15 protein-coding genes and 3 pseudogenes are annotated in these 20,185 nt (G+C 59.6%); 11 read left to right on the forward strand and 7 right to left on the reverse strand.

What is annotated here, in order from left to right:
- Window positions 1-907 precede the first annotated feature (907 nt).
- Window positions 908-1,048: pseudogene (locus tag FHX09_RS29825) on the forward strand (ATP-dependent DNA ligase); the annotation flags it as partial.
- Window position 1,049: 1 nt separating this feature from the next.
- On the opposite strand, the pseudogene FHX09_RS29830 reads toward FHX09_RS29825, so the two are convergent.
- Window positions 1,050-1,230: pseudogene (locus tag FHX09_RS29830) on the reverse strand (IS110 family transposase); the annotation flags it as partial.
- Between the two features lie 202 nt (window positions 1,231-1,432).
- On the opposite strand from FHX09_RS29830, the gene FHX09_RS12920 reads away from it, so the two are divergent.
- Both FHX09_RS12920 and FHX09_RS12925 read left to right on the forward strand, forming a co-directional pair.
- Window positions 1,433-2,194, forward strand: a complete 762-nt coding sequence (locus FHX09_RS12920) for a DUF4157 domain-containing protein (protein WP_246699432.1) — start codon at window positions 1,433-1,435, stop codon at window positions 2,192-2,194.
- Between the two features lie 114 nt (window positions 2,195-2,308).
- A pseudogene (locus tag FHX09_RS12925) lies at window positions 2,309-2,488 on the forward strand (ISL3 family transposase); the annotation flags it as partial.
- A gap of 270 nt (window positions 2,489-2,758) precedes the next feature.
- Here FHX09_RS12925 and FHX09_RS12930 read toward each other — a convergent pair.
- The 6 genes from FHX09_RS12930 to FHX09_RS12955 all read right to left on the reverse strand — a co-directional run bounded on the left by FHX09_RS12930 (window position 2,759) and on the right by FHX09_RS12955 (window position 9,617).
- Window positions 2,759-4,411 carry a GMC family oxidoreductase gene (locus tag FHX09_RS12930; protein ID WP_184450110.1) on the reverse strand — a complete coding sequence of 551 codons (1,653 nt, stop codon included), beginning with the start codon at window positions 4,409-4,411 and terminating at the stop codon, window positions 2,759-2,761.
- Window positions 4,412-4,441: 30 nt separating this feature from the next.
- On the reverse strand, window positions 4,442-5,524 hold the full coding sequence (locus FHX09_RS12935) for an ATP-binding cassette domain-containing protein (protein ID WP_132591329.1): 1,083 nt from the start codon (window positions 5,522-5,524) through the stop codon (window positions 4,442-4,444).
- Between the two features lie 4 nt (window positions 5,525-5,528).
- On the reverse strand, window positions 5,529-6,413 hold the full coding sequence (locus tag FHX09_RS12940) for a carbohydrate ABC transporter permease (RefSeq protein ID WP_184450112.1): 885 nt from the start codon (window positions 6,411-6,413) through the stop codon (window positions 5,529-5,531).
- Complete coding sequence (locus FHX09_RS12945; protein ID WP_132591333.1) at window positions 6,413-7,300, reverse strand: sugar ABC transporter permease; 888 nt, start codon at window positions 7,298-7,300, stop codon at window positions 6,413-6,415. The genes FHX09_RS12940 and FHX09_RS12945 overlap by 1 nt, the downstream gene beginning before the upstream one ends.
- A gap of 72 nt (window positions 7,301-7,372) precedes the next feature.
- Complete coding sequence (locus FHX09_RS12950; RefSeq protein WP_132591335.1) at window positions 7,373-8,605, reverse strand: ABC transporter substrate-binding protein; 1,233 nt, start codon at window positions 8,603-8,605, stop codon at window positions 7,373-7,375.
- A 58-nt stretch (window positions 8,606-8,663) separates the two neighbouring features.
- Complete coding sequence (locus tag FHX09_RS12955; RefSeq protein WP_132591337.1) at window positions 8,664-9,617, reverse strand: sugar phosphate isomerase/epimerase; 954 nt, start codon at window positions 9,615-9,617, stop codon at window positions 8,664-8,666.
- Between the two features lie 220 nt (window positions 9,618-9,837).
- Between FHX09_RS12955 and FHX09_RS12960 the strand changes: the two genes are divergently transcribed.
- From FHX09_RS12960 to groL, 8 genes are all read left to right on the forward strand, one after another.
- Window positions 9,838-10,905: a LacI family DNA-binding transcriptional regulator gene (locus FHX09_RS12960; RefSeq protein WP_132591431.1), complete on the forward strand. Its 1,068-nt coding sequence runs from the start codon at window positions 9,838-9,840 to the stop codon at window positions 10,903-10,905.
- 780 nt (window positions 10,906-11,685) lie between these two features.
- Window positions 11,686-11,934, forward strand: coding sequence for a hypothetical protein (locus tag FHX09_RS12965; RefSeq protein ID WP_007787895.1), 249 nt, complete (start codon window positions 11,686-11,688; stop codon window positions 11,932-11,934).
- Window positions 11,935-12,162: 228 nt separating this feature from the next.
- Window positions 12,163-12,819, forward strand: a complete 657-nt coding sequence (locus FHX09_RS12970) for an ABC transporter ATP-binding protein (protein ID WP_184450226.1) — start codon at window positions 12,163-12,165, stop codon at window positions 12,817-12,819.
- Window positions 12,816-15,227 carry an ABC transporter permease gene (locus FHX09_RS12975; RefSeq protein WP_184450114.1) on the forward strand — a complete coding sequence of 804 codons (2,412 nt, stop codon included), beginning with the start codon at window positions 12,816-12,818 and terminating at the stop codon, window positions 15,225-15,227. Before FHX09_RS12970 ends, FHX09_RS12975 begins: the two co-directional genes overlap by 4 nt.
- Window positions 15,217-16,290 carry a lipocalin-like domain-containing protein gene (locus FHX09_RS12980; RefSeq protein WP_184450116.1) on the forward strand — a complete coding sequence of 358 codons (1,074 nt, stop codon included), beginning with the start codon at window positions 15,217-15,219 and terminating at the stop codon, window positions 16,288-16,290. The genes FHX09_RS12975 and FHX09_RS12980 overlap by 11 nt, the downstream gene beginning before the upstream one ends.
- Window positions 16,291-16,553: 263 nt before the next feature.
- Complete coding sequence (locus FHX09_RS12985) at window positions 16,554-17,552, forward strand: hypothetical protein (RefSeq protein WP_132591343.1); 999 nt, start codon at window positions 16,554-16,556, stop codon at window positions 17,550-17,552.
- A 383-nt stretch (window positions 17,553-17,935) separates the two neighbouring features.
- On the forward strand, window positions 17,936-18,250 hold the full coding sequence (gene groES / locus FHX09_RS12990) for a co-chaperone GroES (RefSeq protein WP_037081550.1): 315 nt from the start codon (window positions 17,936-17,938) through the stop codon (window positions 18,248-18,250).
- A 54-nt stretch (window positions 18,251-18,304) separates the two neighbouring features.
- The gene (groL, locus tag FHX09_RS12995; RefSeq protein ID WP_184450118.1) at window positions 18,305-19,933 is read left to right on the forward strand and encodes a chaperonin GroEL; all 1,629 of its coding nucleotides are present in this window, start codon (window positions 18,305-18,307) and stop codon (window positions 19,931-19,933) included.
- Window positions 19,934-20,185 lie beyond the last annotated feature (252 nt).

Consider the following 20,185-nt stretch of genomic DNA (forward strand, 5'->3'; position numbering starts at 1 on the left):
AGTGTCCAACCGGCTCGTGGCGGGGAAATCCCAACCGCGGCTGCTCTCCTGTCTGCTTCCTGAGATGCCAGCGCCTTTGCCGTTCCTTGGTTCGCGGCCCACACCGTAACCCTCATTTTCCCCGCCGTGAAGGTAAAGCGGCGAACCTTCTTCCTGCGACCGGCCGCAAACCCCGCCTTGAAGCCTCGCTGCAGGTCGCCCTTGTCATGGCTTCCCTTGAATTCCTTGGACTGCGCAGTCCACCAATCGTTAAAAGCTGTTTCTGCATCCGTGGTCCGCTTTGGAAGACGCATCAGCATAAGTAAGGACCTCCATTCTTGCGTGACGACGGCCTCCATCGGACACCAGTCCGCGAGCCATCAATCATAAGGTTCCTATTTTGTTCTTTTCTGTGGGGCAGTCAAGCGTTCAGTCAGCTCATTGCACTGGACAAAACGGATCGGCAATTTACTAATTTATAAGATTGCCAAGGGAGATTGGGGGCGTGGCTGGCGAGGTCCCCGTTTATATCAGCCCGATAGATGTCGAATTTGAAGGCAACACCGGCCGCTATCGACACGCTGATACAGTCGGAGATCTCGCCGCCATGCTCCTGAGCCACCAATGGAGTTGGTCGAATGCGCCGTCGTTCCATCGTGCGCTTATGACCTCGATGGAATCTCTTGAATTTCACGTGGAGGCAGCCGATGCCTGGGCAGCCCTTGTGATAGCTGCCCCTGAGCTTCGGCTTCACATCTTGCCGGATGATATTGCCGAGTCGCGAGGAGCGAGCTGAAAAAAGAGCCCCACAAGGGCAGGGCCCAGATTGATGAGCAGTGCCCTAGAGCGGGCAACGCGCGGACAATACGCCTCACCATCGAGGCTCTCAAGCAAAACAACTCTCCTTTACATTTCGTGACGATGATACATCGCCACACCTCCGCGCTCCAAACCATTGCCGCGCGCAGATGCGCCCATTCGTTCGCGCCCGCGTAAACGTTGTGATCCAGCGCAACCGAAACGTCCGCTCGACCCGATGCCAGCACGTAACGAGCCGGGTCTTGCGCTGCGCCCCCGCGGGCCATGAGAGCCCAGGCGATACGCGCCAATTTGCTGGCCTGAGCGACTGCAATCAGCTTTGGCGGTTTCGTCAGAAGCATTCTTGCCAGCCAGGTACCAGCCCGGCGCGCCGCGTCGCCTCGCCCAGCGGACGACGGTCGTGGCTCCAACGATGAGCAGCCGCCGCAAATCCCGCGCCGCGTCGCTGCCGAGAATGTTGGATATCGCACGCGATCAATGCCAAGCAATTGTGCGGTAATCAGTTGGACGAAGGATTGTGCGTCGCGAAGTCCTAATGCGGCTTCAACTGCGCCTCTTCGAGCGCTTTTGCGTCGATCTTGCTTATTTTCGCTATTCAGTCGGTATGATAGGATATCGGCCGAGGGACCTGGTTATGCCAATTGACCGAACCACAACCGCGACAATTTCCCAACTCGGCCTTTCCATCATCTTCTCTATCGCGATCGTGTTCTGGACGCTCGTGCCGTCGTCGAACACGTTTGCCCGCGAGGGGACTGCTAGCCCAAGTTTCACCTCAAAGCATAACCATGTGGACAGCAGTGATCCTGTGCTGATGGATTTAGGCATTCCAGACTCATCGAATGCAGTCGCGAACACCATTAACAGCATCGCCGCCGCTCTCAATGAGCTGCAAGCCGATGTTCTGACTGGGCCAATGCTGGAAAAAGCTATTGTGTGGAGTCGTAACAACGCGATCAGCGGATCAATGCCGATCCCTCCCTATATTCGACAGCAACTGACCGGCTACGCGACCGAAGACTCGATGAACCGTGTCCGGTACAAGATCGGCAACGGCGGCTCTCTAAACCTTGCTCTCCTGCTAGAGGGAGGCTTTGCAGACGCGGTCACGCTGATCGACGTAGTTGTGTTTCGCGAAGCTAAGGCGGCCGCTAACGTCTCCGCTTGGGCGCATGAACTCACACATGTCGACCAGTTCCGAGACTGGGGGGTACATGGTTTTGCAGTTCAATATGCACGGAATTGGCGAGCTGTCGAAAATCCCGCGTATGCCAAAGGCTATGGCTTTTGCAATTGGCTACAATCCCGCAAAGCCAGTGCATTTCTCGGGAATATCCGCCGAGGGAAGCATTTCACCATCCCGACCGAATGTACCTCAGGCTCCAGAGATGACTGAGGTAAATTGCGGATATCCCAGGTCGCGTCAAGGACCGCCCGACTTCCATCTGATGATCCGGCGCAAGGCAGAAAGCCAGCTCGTGTCGTGGATCGATCGTGCCCGCGACGGTCTGTTTCCTCCTTTGGCAATGGCGTGGCGAAAGATATACAGGCAGTCTGGGCAGCGATCGTCTCACCATGGTCCAATGGACAAACCGAGGGGCAGACTACCAAGCTCAAGCCGGCAAAGCGCCGGATCTACGGACACGTAAAGCTCGATCTTCTTCAAGCCCGCCTGATTGGCGCGACATAACACGGTTCCGGCCGAAGATGCCGGCTCGGATCAGGCTCGATTCTGGCGTATCGATGTCGGCCGCGGCTGGGGTCGGCGCCGGGTTCGAATTGGCGTGACCCCGTTTGGAGAGAAGTTGCACGCCGCTCCCCTTTCGATTCTCTGGTCGATGTGAAAACAACCGAGTCGTTGAACACCATGTCGCGAGGGCGACGGCCGGTTCGATCAAGGTGGGGCGGCGGTTCAGATCCCTTCAAGGCGCAGAAGTGCACTTTGGTCGCCAAATAGTTTCTACACGCGACCTGTTCGGTGCTGGTCAATGAGATTCCGGCAGGCGCGGATCGTCAATGCCATGACCGTGAGTGTTGTCCCGGCGATGCCGCTGCCGGGAAAGGCGCTGGCGTCCGCGACGATGACATTTGGCGCATCCCAGAGCTGATTGTAGGGATTGAGGACCGAATTCTCTGGGGTGTCCCCCATTCGCGCGCCGCCGGTTTCGTGGATCGCCGCTCCCATGCACATGGTCTTGCCGAACCATCTGCGGAACATGAAGCGGCTGAACGGATCGGCATCGGGAAAGGCGCCGCGGCCCATTTCTCTGAGGCCTGCGGGGGAGCCGATGAACTCCAGTTCACCCCCGACGGTATGTACCAGGTCGATCATGGTCTTTTCCTGTTGCGCCAGCAGGGCATGTTCCTCATCGTGCATGGCGCAGCGTATGTGCGGAACGGGAATGTTCCAGGCGTCCTTGCGCCTGATATCGAGCGTGATGCGATTGTCGGCATAGGGCAGCATGCGGCCGAAACCGAAGAAAGCGAGCCGGGACGGCTGATTGTCCGGTGTCGGTGCCCGCCCCACGCTGCCTTGGAAATCGAAATCGCCGCGGCTGGGGTCATTCTTGCCGAAACGCGGAATGAAAATGCCCCCTGAGGGGTTATAGAATGGATCGGTCGGTGCGGAAGCATCATGGGCCCAGCCTTTGGCCTTTTGGAAGGAGCCGAAGGCGAGACAGGGAAGCTGGTCCATAAAATAGCGCCCGAGCGTGCCTGAGCGATTGCCCAGTCCCTCGGGATGTCTGGCGGATACCGAATTGAGAAGCAGCCGGACGCTTTCTATGGGTGATGCCGAAAGCACCACCAGTGCCGCACGGGCAATCTCTACTTTGCCCGTCACGGCGTCGATGAATTCCGCACCGGCCGCCTGGCCGCCTCCGTCATCCGTCGTGATCCGGCGTACGATGGCGTTATGGCGGATGGTGAGGCGGCCGGTCGCCTGCGCCTCTCGCAAGGGCTTCGGCGTGCGCTCGGCGTCGGGAGCGACATAGCGCCAGGAGACAACGCGCCGCTCTGGCCAACGGGCCTCCACGTCGGCCTTGAAGATCTCTTCGGCTGGCGTCAGCCCCGCGGGGTGCGCATAGACGCCGTCGGGCAAGGTCTCCACGCCGTCCTCATTGCCATAGAGCCCAAGGCAGGATTCGACTTCGTTGTAGTAGGGTTCGAGCTCGTCGTAGGAAATGGGCCAGTCGACTCCCTTGCCGGTTCGCGACTTGATCTTGAAATCATCATCGGTCCAGCGCAGCAAGACACGGCCGAAGCTGTGCAGGCGCCCGCCAGCCTGACGGCCCCGAATCCACAGGAACGGCGCATCCCTCGGCGTCGTATAGGGGTTCTTCCGGTCGTTGACGAAGAAATGGCTGAAGCGTTCGGTAAAGAAGGCCGCGCGTGCCTGGATGGGTTGCCCCTTAATCGTCGCGCGCGCCCGCTCCCAGATATTGATGCTGCTGGCCGGTGCTTTCTTGCGAGCAGGATCGAAGTCATCGTGCGTCACGGCACGGCCTGCCTCGAGCAGCAGCACCGACAGGCCTTGTGCCGTCAATTCCTTGGCGGCGAAGGAGCCTGCTGCGCCGGAGCCGATCACCAACGCATCGTAGACAGTCTGAGACATGAGCAATTTCCGTATGATCTGAAAGCGGTGCTAGAGGCGGACGCCGTCGGCGTCGAAAAGAGAGGCCTTGGCAATATCGAGACCAGGCGCGATCCGCGTGTTCGGTACAAAAGTCACATCGCCCATCACCCGGCTGGACAGGCTGTCGCCGGCCCAGTCGAACCAGATCACCGTGTCGGCGCCCATAGGCTCGACAACGGAGACGGTGCCCGGAATGGTCGGCCACCCCCTTTCCGCGCCGTCGGGCGCGAGATGTTCCGGCCGGATGCCGAGCGTGGCGGGGCCTGCCTTGATGGAGGTCAGCAAGGGATAGCCGGAAAGATTGATCTTCAGCCCGTTGCTTTCGAAGGTGGGCGTGCCGGTGTCGACGACGATCCTCCCCTCGATGAAATTCATCGCCGGCGCGCCGATGAAGCCTGCGACGAAGAGATTGGCCGGGCGATGGTAGATTTCGGACGGAGTGGCGAACTGCTGGATCACGCCGTCCTTCATGACGGCGATGCGATCGGCAAGCGTGAGCGCCTCGACCTGGTCGTGCGTCACGTAGATCATCGTGTTGCCGAGGCTCTGATGCAGTTTCTTGATCTCCACGCGCAATTCGTTGCGCAGCTTGGCGTCAAGGTTGGAGAGTGGTTCGTCGAACAGGAAGACGTCCACCTCCCGCACCAGAGCGCGACCGATCGCGACGCGCTGGCGCTGGCCCCCGGACAGCTCCGATGGCCGGCGGTCGAGCAGCGTGTCGAGATGCAGAAGCGAAGCCGTGCGGGCGATGCGCGCGTCGATTTCGGCTTTGGGCAAGCCCGCGACACGCAGGCCGAAGGACAGGTTCTTGCGGACCGTCATGCGGGGATAAAGTGCATAGGACTGGAAGACCATGCCGATGCCGCGGTCCTTCGGCTCGTCCCAGGTGACATTTTTGCCGGAAATCCACATCTCGCCGTCGGTAATGTCCTGTAGCCCCGCGATGGCGTTCAGTAGCGTCGATTTTCCGCAACCCGACGGCCCAAGCAGCACGAGGAATTCGCGTGGCGCGATATCGATGGATAGTTTTTCGATGACGGTGTGATCGCCATAGGCGATCTTGAGGTCCTTTACGGAGACGGCAGGCTGCATGGCATTATCCCTTGACTGCGCCGGCGGCGACGCCGCGCACGAACCAGCGGCCGGAGAAGAAATAGATGGCGAGCGGAACGACGGCGGTCAGGATGGTGGCGGCCATGTTCACATTGTAGGCGCGCTCGCCCATGGTCGTGTTGACGATGTTGTTGAGCTGAACCGTCATCGGCAGATTGTCCCGCCCGGCAAAGACCAGTCCGATCAGGAAGTCGTTCCAGATGCCGGTGAACTGGAAGATGGAGGCGACGACGACCATCGGGACCGACATGGGCAGCATGATCTCGAGGAAGATGCGCCAGAAGCCGGCACCGTCGACGCGAGCGGCCTTGCAGAGCTCTTCGGGGATCGCCACGAAATAGTTGCGGAACAGCAGCGTGACCAAGGGCAGGCCGAAAATGACATGGACGAGGACGACGCCCGCCACGGAGTTGTAGAGGCTCAGATTGGCAAGCAGGCGCACCAAGGGATAGAGGAAGATCTGATAGGGGATCAGGCCGCCGGCCATCAGAAGCCCGAACAGCAGGCCGGAACCTCTCGGTCGCCAGAAGGAGAGCGCATAGCCGTTGATCGCGCCGATGAAGACGGAAATGGCGACCGCCGGCACGGTGATTTTCACCGAGTTCCAGAAGCCGATGCGCACGCCCAGGCACTGCGTGCCCATGCAGGCCCCCGACCAGGCAGTTTTCCAGGCGTTGAAACCGATGATTTCAGGCACGGCGAAGATGCGCCCCTGACGGATCTCCTCCATCGTCTTCAAGGAGGTGACGAGCATCGTGTAGAGCGGCAGCAGGAAGAACAGCGCCGCAAGGATCAGGAAGGCGTATAGTCCGATGCGGCCGATGGTGAGCCGCGAGGGTTTCGGCCCGCGGGCGTGAAGAGTGGCCATCAGTGCGCCCCCCTTCTTCTGGCGCGCATGGAGAGCGCATAACGAAACGGGACGACGGCCATGATGACGGAGAGCACTAGCACCGTGGCGCCGGCGCTTGCCAGACCGAGATTCTGACGCTCGAACAGATTGTCCATGATGAATTTCGCCGGCACCTCTGTCGCATTGCCCGGCCCACCGCCAGTCAAGGCCACGACGAGGTCATAGGTCTTGATCACGCCCATGGAGAGTAGCATCCCCGATGCCGCAAGCGCGGGACCGAGCTGCGGCAGCACGATCGACAGATAGATGCGCCAGACTGGGATACCGTCGATTTGCGCGGCCTTCCACTGTTCTTCGCCGATGGCGCGCATGCCGGAGAGCGCAATCACCATGACGAGACCGGCCCCTTGCCAGACGCCGGCGAAGACGACGGTATAGATCGCCATGTCGCGACTAACGATCCAGTCGAATACGAAACTCTGCCAGCCCAACGCCCTGACGCTTGCCTGAATGCCCAAGGTCGGGTTCAGCATCCATTGCCAGACGAGGCCAGTGACCACGAAGGACATGGCATAGGGATAGAGGAAAATGGTGCGGAACACCGCTTCGAAGCGCACCTTGCGGTCAAGCGAGGCCGCCAGCACGAAGCCGAGGGCGAGACAGCCGGCAACATAGAGCACGCCGAAAATTAAGACATTTTCCAGGGATGCGAGCCATCTCGACGTCCGGAACAGCTTGGCATATTGGGCAAAGCCCACATAGTTGGATGATGGAAAGATGGTCGAATCCGTGAACGACAGCCTCACGGACCAAACCATGGTGCCGATGTAGATGAAGATCGCTGCGATCCATGTCGGCAGGAGCGCGATGGTCGCGGCAGGGGAACGTCTGCGCCTGGCTTGCATGAGCAAACTTTCTCAAACGGAATGTGCAGGGCCGATCGGCGTTCTTCTTTCCAATCGGCCTGCCACGTGGCCCTATTCGAAGATCGCGAAGAATTTCTCGGCGCCGGAGGTGCTGTCCTCGGAAGGGTTGGTCCAGAACTCATCAACGTAGTCGTTGAGCGCGCCGGCCTGCTGCGGCGAAAGGATCAGCGCCTGGTCCGGCACGATCTTGCCTGCGCTCATCAGCTCCAGCCCCTTCTTGGCGCAGACGTCGAGGCTCGACTGGTCGACGTCGGTGCGCATCGGCACGGAACCCTTCTTGAGCGAGAATTCGACCTGCACGGTGGGGTCCATGGCAATTTCGGCAAGCAGGGTCTGGCCCTTCTGGGAGGCTGCGTCAGCGATCTTCGGGAAGGAGAAGGCGTCAGCGACATAGACCATGCCCGGCGACTGCGGCGCGAGCATGCAGCCATAGTCCTTGCCCAGCTCCTTGCTGGCGGCGATGAATTCGCCCTTGGCCCAGTCGCCCATGAACTGCACGCCCGCCTTGCCGGTGATGACCATGGCGGTGGCGTCGTTCCAGTTGCGGCCAGGTGCACCTTCATCGACATAGGCCCGCAGCTTTCCGAGAATGTCGAGCGTCTTTTTCACGCCTTCGGTCGACACCTCGTCCTTGTCCTTGTCGACATAGATCTTCAGGAAGCCGTCTATGCCGACCTGGGTGAGCAGGATCATATTGAAGACCTTGGATTCCTGCCAGGATTGGCCACCCCAGGCGACCGGCTGCACGCCGGCAGCCTTGAGCTTGTCGAGGGCAGTGAAGAATTCGTCCCAGGTCTCCGGTTCCTCGCTCACGCCCGCCTTGGCGAAGGCCTCCTTGGAATAGAATACCCAGCTTTCGCCGTGGGCACCGGTCGGTGCAAGATAGACCTTACCATTGTAGGAAACGAGATCGGCGATCGACTTCGGCAGGGCATTTGTCCATTTGCCGGCTTCGGCGACGTCGTCGATCGGGTTCAGGAGGCCCTGATTGACGAAATCGGCATTGGCAAGGCCGATGACCGCCTGTTTGGCGGTGGGCGGATCACCCGCAACCAGGCGGTTCTGGAAGGCGGCATCGGCTGCGCCGAAGCCCGCAATGGAGGAATCCTTCCAGGCCCCGCCACGCTTTTCGAACTCCCGCTTGATGACATCAAGAGCCGCCGCCTCTCCGCCGGATGTCCATGAGGTCATCACTTCGGCTTTTGGCTTGTCTTCGGCGTAAACGGGGGCGACGGTTATCGAGAGCGCAGCGCCCAGCAGGAAGAGTTTCATCGTGTCTTTCATCGTTCCACCTCTTTGAGAAAGCCCTCTTGGCGGGGCTATGGTCTTGGGTTCATAGATATCAGCGATAGATCGGCAGAAGTGCTTGCCGTACGAGGGTCAGCCCGTTGGCGATGTCGTCGACGGGGTCGGGTGCGGCGTCCAGCTCGAGAATGGCCCAACCTTCGTAGCTGCGGTCGCGCAAGAGCCTGATCCAGCCCGGCCAATCGACACGGCCGAGACCGAAGCCGCAGAAATAGGGACGGTGGCGATCATGGATATGTTCGTCGATCGGCGTGTCGGCCGGCATCGGGCCGAGCGCATCCTTCCAATGGGCAATGATGACGCGCTCATGATGGCGATCGACGAGTTGCAGCGGATCGGAGCCGGCGACGATGATATGCGCCGTGTCCGGGCACATATGCACATAGGCCGGGTCCGTCAGCAGCATCAGCAGGTCGACATCGCGCGCGGCGGCAAAGATCGAATGGGCTTCGGTATGGAGCGCCAGCCGAACACCCTTGGCGTGGAGAACCGCGCCGAGCCGATTGAGAAAATCGGCGATCTTGCGCGCCTGCTCGAAATCGAAAAACCGTACAGGCTGGGCGCCAAGCGTCTGGCGCAGCGGCGCGCCGATGACCATGATGTCGCTGCCGCAGGCCTTGAGGAATTCGGCGTATTTCTCGGCCTTTTCGATGATGGCGGCTTGGGCTCCGGCTTCGGTGAAATCGCCGGCCGCCTCGAGTTCTGCGAAGAAACCGCTCGCCAGCGTCAACCCCCGCCTGGACAGTTCGGCGGCGAATGCTTCGACCGAACCGTAGGTCTTCGTCGCATCCTGCCAGTTGAAGGGCGAGAAGGTGAGTTCGACGCCGGTGACGCCGGAGGCTTGTACGGCATCGAGAATCTTGTCCCAGAAGGCGCGCGGCTCGCTACGGGCTAAGGCGACGATGCCGTCATAATCCTCCACGCCCCAGAAATCGGTGTGGAAAAAGGTGACGAGATCGACACCAAAGCGAAGCCGTTCGGTTGAGGTCATGACGCTATCCGCTCTCCAGGCACAGGGGGTCGGCTGCCGAACTGGTATCCGCAGCAAGTAATTCACAATGATTTCAATGCTCTGCAGTTGGCAATCGTTTGCCGTGCTCAGATACTAGACAAGTCGCTTTTTTATGCAAGTGGTTTTTGGCAATCGTTTGCTAAATGATCGCGAGTGCCTTAGGATTCGGCGCGACAGGCATCGGGATGAGAGTGAAAAAGTGAAAAGAAACAAAGCTATGCCGGTGGAAGAGCAATCAGGACCTTTGATGGCGGATGTCGCTCGCCTGGCGGGCGTGGCAATATCGACAGTCAGCCGCGCGCTCGCCAATCCTGGACGAGTCAATGAAAAAACGCGCCGCAAGATCGATGCGGCTGCCAAGCAACTGGGTTATACACCGAATGCCATGGCCCGCAGCTTGAGGGTTGGCAAGTCAAACATCATCATGATCATTCTGCCGGGGTCGCTCTACTACGGCGTGTCCCAGATCATCCCGCAGGTGCTGCAAAGCATCAACAAAGCTCTAATCCAGAACGACTACAATCTGATGATTGCCAACCTGGACCGTGACGTAGAGTCGGAACGGCACATTCTCGATCTGGCCTTTGGCGGCACCGTTCGCGGCGCCATCATCCTATCGTCGAAACTGCCCGAGGTCGACGGACGATCTCTTGCGAATGCCAGCCTGCCGATTGTCTCCTTGCTGCTCGATATGAGCGATGTGGGATTGCCGAGCGTGGTGACGAACGACCGCGAGGCTGTGCGGGAAGTGACCGCCCACCTTATCCGTCTTGGCCATCGCCGTTTTCTCTACCTTGCCGGCCCTAAGGGCAACTATCACGACGTCGAGCGTTATAGTGGCGTCATTGAGGCGTTGAAGGAAGCAGGATTGTCAGAATCTGCCGTGGTCCGATCGGGCGGCAATCTGGATTATCAGCAAGGTTTCGACATCGGGGTGCAAGCGGCTGGTGATTTTGCTGATCTTGCGGATAAACCGACCGCGGTAATCGCGACCAGCGACGATATGGCAATTTCCTTCATGAGCCGGATGCAACGTCTTGGCCTGACGATCCCGGGCGACCTCTCTATCGTCTCCTTCGACGGTTCGCCCGTTTGCGCATTCTGCTCGCCGCCGCTTTCAACAATCGAGCAGCCGGTAGAGGAAATGGGGCAGGCGGCGGTCGCACTCTTGCTGGCAGCCATTGGCCGATCGGAGCAAAAGCCAAAGATGCGAAATGTCATCCGCAGCCGATTTATTCAGCGTGAGAGCATGACTGCACCCACATAAGGCTCGTATCGATGGAGTCGCGCAGCGACCGGAAGCGGGCACCGCCAGCGGTCCCGCATACGCATCTTCGCGCAAAAAGCCCATTCGACATGAAGGCTCACCTGAAGGTGCGAGGCTATCGCTGGCCGCATAGCAGCCCGCCTGGATGCCATTCTCGATCTCTTTAATCTCAGTGCAAGGCGTGCCCACTGCGGTCTCGATGGGGCATGTCTGACTGGAGAACGCCTCCCGCTGATCGGCTCGATCGTCTTCCCGCAACGGCGGGAGTGGGTGCGGAACGGGATCGTGGTTGCTGCTTCAGACAGAATAGACCCCGAATTGCCTGTTGATGAGGCGTGGGGGATCAATGGCTGTGCGGCGGTGCTGAGCGCGATCCTCGCCGCAATGCTTGCAATGCATGTCGGGTTCACTGGCGTCGTGACGATGGCCGCGATCCTCTATCTTGTCCCCGGCCTTACTCGCCGGGTCGCGGGATCGATACGATCAGCAGACGTCGCAAGGCTTTTTTCCAGATCGGAACCGTTCGTGAGATAGGCGGAATGGCCTCTCTTGCAATCGATGTTGGCACACCGTTTGATGTCGATCGCGGCATCCCACGTAACCCGGCGCAAAACAGGTGGAGGGCGTCCCAAGCAGTCCTACAGCGTCCAGACATGCGGCGAGGGGCGCCGTGCACCTTTCTTCTCGTCCACCCTCAGCTATTTATCCAAGAACGATCCCGCTTCGACTGGCAGGAGGCGCGGTTCGCCGCCTTTCGGCCGAGAGAACAGCGAGCGCGCCATGCAAGTTCAGGTCGAAACCTTCGTGGACGAAGGTGGTGTCGAAAAGCTCCGACGATTCTACCTCAACGGCCGGCAGGTCGAAGTGGGCGAAAACCTCGATCAGTGGCATGGCGCCGACTACCGATACTTCAAGGTCAGGGGCAGCGAGGGTGACGTTTACATCTTGTATCTGGACGTGCTTCGAACGCAGTGGGCGCTGACGATGTATCAACGTTCGCAATCACCGGACTCGCGCGACGCCATGTGACGTCGACTTTTTTTCAAGTGGGGCATCGGCCCCCGCTTCTCCATGGCTCCAAGCCCATCCCAGAAAAGGTGCTAAGACGGCCCCAAAAACAGCTTTATATCCTTCGGGAGACGAGCCGTTTTGCGAAGAGCCTGACGTTCGACGTCCGTATTCGCATCTCCTCACCGTAGGCCTTTCCAAGCGGCTGTGGAGAGTTAAATATGTGCAATCGTCCTAATCTTGGCCGCTATTGTGATCGCTCTCCGCAATCTTAGGAAATCCTATGAGACTGCCGAAGGGCGGCTTGAAGTCTTGAGAGGGATCGATCTCGATCTCGGCGCGGGAGACAGAGTCGCCCTGACGGGGGAGTCCGGTAGCGGAAAGAGCACGCTCCTGCATCTCGTAGCCGGCCTCGACCGACCGGACTCAGGCGAGATCGCGATCGGGGGGCGAGACATTTCCAAGCTGAACGACGGGGAACGCGCTGCCTACAGGCGGACAGAAGTCGGCCTCGTATTTCAGCAGTTCAACCTTGTCCCGTCACTAGACGTGGCCGCGAACATCGCTTTCCACGCCAAGCTCGCGGGACGCCACGATCCGCCGTGGGAAGATGAACTCGTGGCGCGCCTCGGAATCGGGACATTGCTCACCAGATATCCCGAGCAGCTTTCCATCGGACAGCAGCAGCGGGTGGCGATTGGACGAACCCTTGCCGCGCGTCCCGGCTTGGTCTTGGCGGACGAACCCACAGGAAACCTGGACGAGGCCAACGGAGACGCTGTCCTGGAACTGATGCTCTCGCTGTCGAAGCAAACCGGATCGACACTGCTCCTGGTGACACACTCGCAACGGCTGGCGGATAGGCTCGACCGGCAGGTGCATTTGCGGTCCGGGACGATCGAATGAAGATGTGGACCGCAGCCACGGCACTTCTGTCCCACTGGCGACGACGACCGCTGCAGCTCGGCGCTCTCTTGTCCGGCCTGGCGCTGGCGACGGCCCTGTGGTCCGGAGTGCAGGCGATCAACGCAGAAGCCCGCGCGAGCTACACCCGCGCCGCGGTTGTGCTCGACCAGAACGGGTTGGCGAACCTGGTTTCTCCAAACGGCAGCTCGATTCCTCAGTCCGCGTTCGTGCGGCTCAGACGGGCGGGCTGGAACGTGTCACCAGTTTTGGAGGGAGACTATCGGTTCGGAGTCACCCGGTTAAGGGTGATCGGCATCGAGCCACTGACGATGCCCGCCCAGACTAACATCGTCGACCTGGGAAATGCCGGAGACTTGCTTTCCTTCATCACGCCTCCGGGCATGCTGTTCGTCTCTCCAGGTACAGCGGAAAAAATGCGAGGACAAACGGATCTCGCACTGCGTGTTTCGGATCGCATGCTGGACGGCGCCGCCTTCATCGACATCGGCTTGGCCCAAAAGCTATTAGGAAGAGAGGGCGAACTCAGTCGGATTGTGATCGCCGAAAACCAACGATCCGGTCTGGAGCCGCTTGAAAAGCTTGTTCCAACGCTCTCAGTTCGCGAGCCGAATGCACAAACCGACGTCGAGCATCTTACCGAGAGCTTCCATCTCAACTTGACGGCCTTCGGTTTTCTCGCCTTCGCGGTGGGGCTGTTCATCGTGTACTCGACGATCGGTCTCGCCTTCGAACAACGGCGGCCGACCTTCAGGACGCTTCGCTGCCTTGGAGTTTCGTTGCGTGCGCTTGCGGCTCTGCTGCTCGGCGAGCTTGTCCTTTTCGCGCTTTTTGCCGGGGCTGTCGGCGTCGCGATCGGATATCTGGTCGCGTCGCTGCTGCTCCCCGGAGTGGCCGCGACCCTCGAAGGACTCTACGGAGCCAGCGTGCCTGGCACGCTTTCCCTGCGTCCGGAGTGGTGGGTTTCTGGTTTTGCCATCGCGATGGCCGGAACATTGGTTTCGTCGGCACAGAGCCTGTTGCGCTTGACGAGGGTGCCTTTGCTCGCGGCCGCCCAGCCCCAGACCTGGGGGCGATCGTGGCAAGCGGGGCGGCGGTTTCAGGTGCTGGCCGCAGCGGCTTTGCTAGCCCTCTCGGGAGCTCTTCTTCTGTGGGCTGAAGGACTCGAGGCGGGCTTTGGCGTTCTTGGCTGTCTTCTGCTCGGGGCGTCGCTACTTCTCCCCACCGTGCTCTCCGGATTCCTCACCTTAATGCAGCGGGCGTCGTCGCGTGCGCTGGTCACGTGGTTCTGGGCCGACGCGCGGCAGCAGCTCCCCGGACTTTCCCTTGCGCTCATGGCATTGCTTCTTGCGCTGGCGGCAAACGTTGGCGTCGGAACCATGGTGTCGAGCTTCCGGCTCACCTTCGTTGGCTGGCTCGACCAACGTCTCGCCGCCGAGCTTTACGTTTCTGCCCGGAACGAGGGCGAGGCAGACAGGCTCAGGACATGGCTCGCAACGAAGGTGGAATCGGTGTTGCCGATCTCCAGCGTAGATGCCGAGATCCGGGGGCAGCCGATCCAGATCTTCGGTGTCGTTGACGATCCGACCTACAGGAAGCACTGGCCCCTGATCGTTGGCATGCCGGGTGTCTGGGATCGGGTGGCGTCTGGTCAAGGGGTGCTGGTCAACGAACAGTTCTGGAGGCGGGAGCGGCTCCGCATCGGCGATCAGCTGGATTTGGCGAGCGGCTGGAGGGCGGCGGTTGTCGGTGTCTATTCGGACTACGGAAACCCAAAAGGCCAGGTCATCACCGGAATAGACGCCCTGATCTCTCGCTACCCGCAGGTCTCGCGCCTGCGCTACGGTCTGCGGATCCAGCCTGATCAGGTTGCGGACCTACGATCGAGGCTCTCGGACGAATTCGGACTACCACCGGATAACGTCGTCGATCAAGCGGCACTGAAGGAACAGTCACGGCGGATCTTCGATCGCACATTCTCGGTTACTGGCGCGTTGAGCATATTCACGCTTGGGGTTGCAGCGTTGGCTATGTTCTCGAGCCTCCTCACGCTTTCAGAAATGCGGCTCCCGCAGCTTGCGCCCGTGTGGGCCTTGGGGGTTACGAGACGTGATCTCGCTCTTCTTGAAATTCTAAGGACGCTGGTCCTCTGGCTGGCGACATTTGTTGCCGCTTTGCCACTCGGCCTGGCGCTGGCGTGGGTGCTTCTGGCGGTGGTCAACGTCGAAGCCTTCGGCTGGCGTCTGCCTATGTCTATCTTTCCCTATGAGTGGGTTCGCCTCGGTCTAGTCGCGCTCGCCGCTGCGGTCGTTTCCGTATTGATTCCGCTTCGCCGGCTGGCGGGACTCGCACCGTCGGAACTTTTGAAGGTATTTGCCAATGAGCGTTAGATCGACTGTGATCGCTTTTGCGGTGACGACCATGGCCAGCTTGTCCGGGAGCCAAGCGGCCTCCGAGGGTTTTGGTGACCTTGGCTCGCCGGCCGAAGGGTTTTCGGTGCCGAAGCCAGGCCTACCGTTCCGTTTCCCCGCCGACCACGGCCCACATCCGGACTTCCGGATAGAGTGGTGGTATCTAACGGCCAATCTTGAAGCCCCCGACGGAACCCAATACGGAGCGCAGTGGACCCTTTTCCGGTCAGCGCTTGCTCCGGGTGAGGCCAACGAGTGGTCGAGCCCACAGCTCTGGATGGGTCACGCAGCCGTCACCACTTCACAGAACCACTTCGTCGCAGAACGTATTTCACGCGGGGGAGTGGGGCAGGCTGGGGTTGTCGCGGCGCCGTTCTCGGCCTGGATCGATGACTGGCAGATGAAGGGACATGCCGCCCCGGGAGCGGATCAACTGGCCGACCTCAGCCTGACTGCGACCACAGAGGAATTCGGCTACAAACTCCGCCTAATGGCCACAGGCCCGCTGGTGCCACAGGGCGATAACGGCTATTCGCTGAAGTCAGCGAAGGGACAGGCCAGCTACTACTATTCGCAACCGTTCTATGCGGTGACCGGCTCGCTTTCGCTACCGGCCGGGAATGTAGAGGTGACGGGGAAGGCTTGGCTTGACCGCGAGTGGTCGTCACAGCCGCTTGCGCAAGACCAGACCGGTTGGGACTGGTTCTCGCTACATCTCGATACAGGTGAGAAGCTCATGGGCTTCCGTCTGCGAAATGATGGAGAGGGATTTACCTCGGCTACCTGGATCACCGCCGACGGGCAACCGGACCCTTTGCCGGCGGCAGCTCTCAAGATCGTTCCCGTGCGAACCGCCAAAGTCGCAGGGCGTCAAATTCCTGTTTCTTGGAACGTCCAGATTCCCAGTCGCGGCTTTGACGTCACCACCCATCCTCTGAACGATCATGCGTGGATGTCAACGTCCGTCCCGTACTGGGAAGGCCCGATCTCCTTCGAGGGCAGTGTCAGTGGCAGGGGTTACCTGGAGATGACCGGGTACTAGCCCAACCAAGGGGTAGCGGGAAGGTAATGGGGGCAGTTTCTATCGCACCTGCTTTATGATGGAGGCCGCCAGCGCTTGTGCGCTTGCATGTCGCGCATTCCGGGAAGGTGTTGTTCGTCCAGGCCCTTAGGCCAGCAGCGCCGTGCGATTGACGTACTTGAACGAGAATAAGCTGCTCCATCACCCTCTCAAGCCGAACTGTCTCGTGTACGGTAAATATATTATAGTGCCGATACTTCCTGCCGGAGTTCGAGGTGTTCATCATGTCTGATCGAGCTAAGCGCCTTAGAATCCTGAACTTCTGCTTACTATTCGTTGCGATCTCCGTTTCCCTGTTCGCGATTGGCGTCGCAGTGAGGGTGTCAAGAGACTGGAAAACTAATCCGCTGAAAGACATCGATGATGGATACTTCAGTCTATCTGTTGATGACCAAGGGAAAGTGCTGATAAACTATAGTTGTGAAGGCGAGTATTCGCAGATTCAGTATGACGTCGCTACGCGGCAGTACAACGTCAACCCGATCTCGAGCCCCCTTGCCTCGACCATGATCACATGGTTTTCAGAGCGCGATAAAGAACTCTATGGTCTCTCCGCTGGTGCTCCAGTGGCGATAACGGCCGGGGAAGTACTTTTTTCGTGGAGAGCGTTCCAGAGTGATCGATTGGAAGGGATACGGTTCGTCCGGTCAGTCGCGACGAACAAGACCTTTTGGTATGGCGTGGCCACGGTCGGTGGATACTTTGCTGGCGACTATGTCGGCGGTCTTATAAATGTTGGCTGCTACAAGCCAGGGGATCTGACTTGGCTCCAGGGGCTTGATTGGAACGTGATCACGCAGGGCCTATACACGTATACGATGTTGAAGCTTGGGCACTGCATGCAAGATCATAAGTTCTATGTACAGGCCAATATTCCGAGTGAGTACGTCCTAGATGCTGGCATAATCCAGGATGAAATCATGTCACAGACCCTTCCGGTATATCGAAGGTTGCATTTGCCGGTGATGGCTTCTCAAAGCATAAAGCTTCAAGTCGGCTACCAAGCGCAGCCTCCGAAGCTAGAAGAGATACGCAATGCTGATAGTTTGCTCCGCGAATGTTCGAGCGTTGACCAATTTTCGACTTTTTCGGAGCAGCGGCTGGCGGAGGCCGTTTCGGTGATAAAGAAAAATCGCAGAGGACCTTGGGATATGATCAATCCGTTTCTCTTCGAACACCTCGAAAGTGAGGTGACCAAGTCCGACGGTGAGTTGGCCGAGTGAATCGTGATCTCGTCAAGGCAAAGGGCCCATCGTGGGCGGCTTACGTTCCGGGGACACTCAGCGGCAAAAATCCGGGAGCCCGTTTTCCAAATCTGCGCCCAAACGGCTCTCATGGGTGATCGTCAGCTCGTCTCGGCAAAACCCACCACCATGGCGACGCGGTACGCGTCCAAACCGCCGGCGACGTGAAACAGCTGTATCAATTCAGACCGGTTAGCACTCGATAGGCTAGAGTGCTAAAAAATTTCAACTCCCCTCTTGAAACTCCAAAAATTATAAACCAGATCGATCTGAACGCGATGGCGAAAGGATCGGAGCCCCGCGTCGGCTTCGCTCCGAATGCGGCGCGGAGGGAAAATCTGTTTGTCCCTGAGGAGAGCGACATGACGTTCCGTCCCTTGCATGACCGAATCCTGGTTCGCCGCATCGAGGCCGAGGAGAAAACGGCCGGCGGCATCATCATCCCAGACACGGCGAAGGAAAAGCCACAGGAAGGTGAGGTCGTTGCCGCCGGCCCCGGTGCGCGCGACGACAATGGGCAATTGCGACCCCTCGATGTGAAGGTGGGCGATCGCATCCTGTTCGGCAAATGGTCGGGCACCGAGATCAAGCTCAATGGCGAGGATCTCCTGATCATGCAGGAATCTGACGTGATGGGCGTGATCGAGGTCGACGCCGCTGCGAGAAATGCGGCGTAGGGTCGATACCGCCCCCTGCTTACAAGGAATGCTGCCTGAGGAAGGAGTAGAAAAATGGCTGCCAAGGAAGTGAAGTTCCATTCCGACGCCCGCGAGAAGATGCTGGCCGGTGTCGATATCCTCGCCAATGCGGTTAAGGTTACGCTCGGCCCCAAGGGGCGCAATGTTGTTATCGACAAGTCGTACGGCGCACCCCGGATCACCAAGGACGGCGTCACTGTTGCCAAGGAAGTCGAGCTGGAGGACAAGTTCGAGAACATGGGTGCACAGATGGTGCGCGAAGTTGCCTCGAAGACCAGCGACATCGCTGGTGACGGCACCACCACCGCGACAATTCTCGCCCAGGCGATCGTCAAGGAGGGTGCGAAGGCCGTGGCGTCGGGGATGAACCCGATGGACCTGAAGCGCGGTATCGACAAAGCAGTCGAAGCTGTGGTCGAGGAGCTGCAGAAGAACGCCCGTAAAGTTACCAGGAACGATGAGATCGCCCAGGTGGGCACCATCTCGGCCAATGGCGACGCCGAGATTGGCCGCTTCCTTGCAGAAGCAATGGCAAAGGTCGGCAACGAAGGCGTCATCACCGTCGAGGAAGCCAAGACCGCCGTGACAGAGTTGGAAGTCGTCGAAGGCATGCAGTTCGACCGTGGTTATCTCTCGCCGTATTTTGTCACCAACCCAGAGAAGATGCGGGTTGAGCTCGAGGAACCCTACCTCCTGATCCACGAAAAGAAGCTTTCGAACCTGCAGGCGTTGCTGCCGGTCCTCGAGGCCGTGGTTCAGTCCGGGAAGCCTTTGCTTATCATTGCAGAGGACGTCGAAGGCGAGGCGCTGGCGACGCTCGTCGTCAACAAGCTGCGCGGCGGCCTGAAGGTTGCTGCCGTCAAGGCTCCAGGGTTCGGCGACCGCCGCAAGGCGATGCTGGAGGACATAGCGATCCTAACAGGCGGGACCGCAGTCTCTGAGGACCTCGGTATCAAGCTCGAGAATGTGACCCTCAACATGCTTGGCGGCGCCAAGAAGGTCGTCGTCGAAAAGGAAAACACGACGATCGTCGACGGCGCAGGTTCGAAGACGGAGATTCAGGGCCGGGTTGCGCAGATCAGGGCGCAGATCGAGGAAACCACGTCGGACTACGATCGCGAAAAGCTGCAGGAGCGGCTGGCCAAGCTTGCCGGCGGCGTGGCCGTCATCCGCGTCGGCGGCTCGACCGAGGTCGAGGTGAAGGAACGCAAGGACCGCGTCGACGACGCCATGCATGCCACGCGCGCGGCCGTCGAGGAGGGCGTGCTGCCCGGCGGTGGTGTTGCGTTGTTGAGAGCCGTCAAAGCACTGGACAGCGTTCAGACCGAGAATGCCGACCAGAGACACGGCATCGACATTGTCCGCCGTGCAATCGAGGCGCCGGTGCGCCAGATCGCCGAGAATGCAGGTGCCGAGGGTTCGATCATCGTCGGCAAGCTGCGTGAGAAGACCGATTTTGGCTACGGCTGGAACGCCCAGACCAACGAGTTCGGTGATCTCTACGATCAGGGCGTGATCGACCCGGTCAAGGTCGTTCGCACAGCGCTGCAGGATGCCGCCTCGATCGCCGGCCTACTGATTACCACCGAGGCAATGGTCGCCGAAAAGCCGAGGAAGGATGTACAGTACCCGCCGATGTCGGCAGGCGGCATGGACTACTAGATCGATCGGCCAGGCCCGGCCCGTCGGGTGGGCCGCTCCCGGAGTGAGACATAAATCCGACGTCTTTGCCAACAAAGGAGGAGGCGTGCTTGTGCGCGAGCGTCGTTAAGAAAGTCTCCAGGACAAGTGGAATTTCCAAGGATCCGGCCGCTATCAGCAACATCTCCCTGGATCTCCAGAGATGGACGATATCGCTTCCGGTCGAGGGCGGCCTCGCCATCTCTTGATGCCCAAGAGCCCGATCCAGCCTCT

It is taken from the genome of Rhizobium sp. BK538 (genome assembly GCF_014197575.1).
Taxonomy (GTDB): domain Bacteria; phylum Pseudomonadota; class Alphaproteobacteria; order Rhizobiales; family Rhizobiaceae; genus Rhizobium.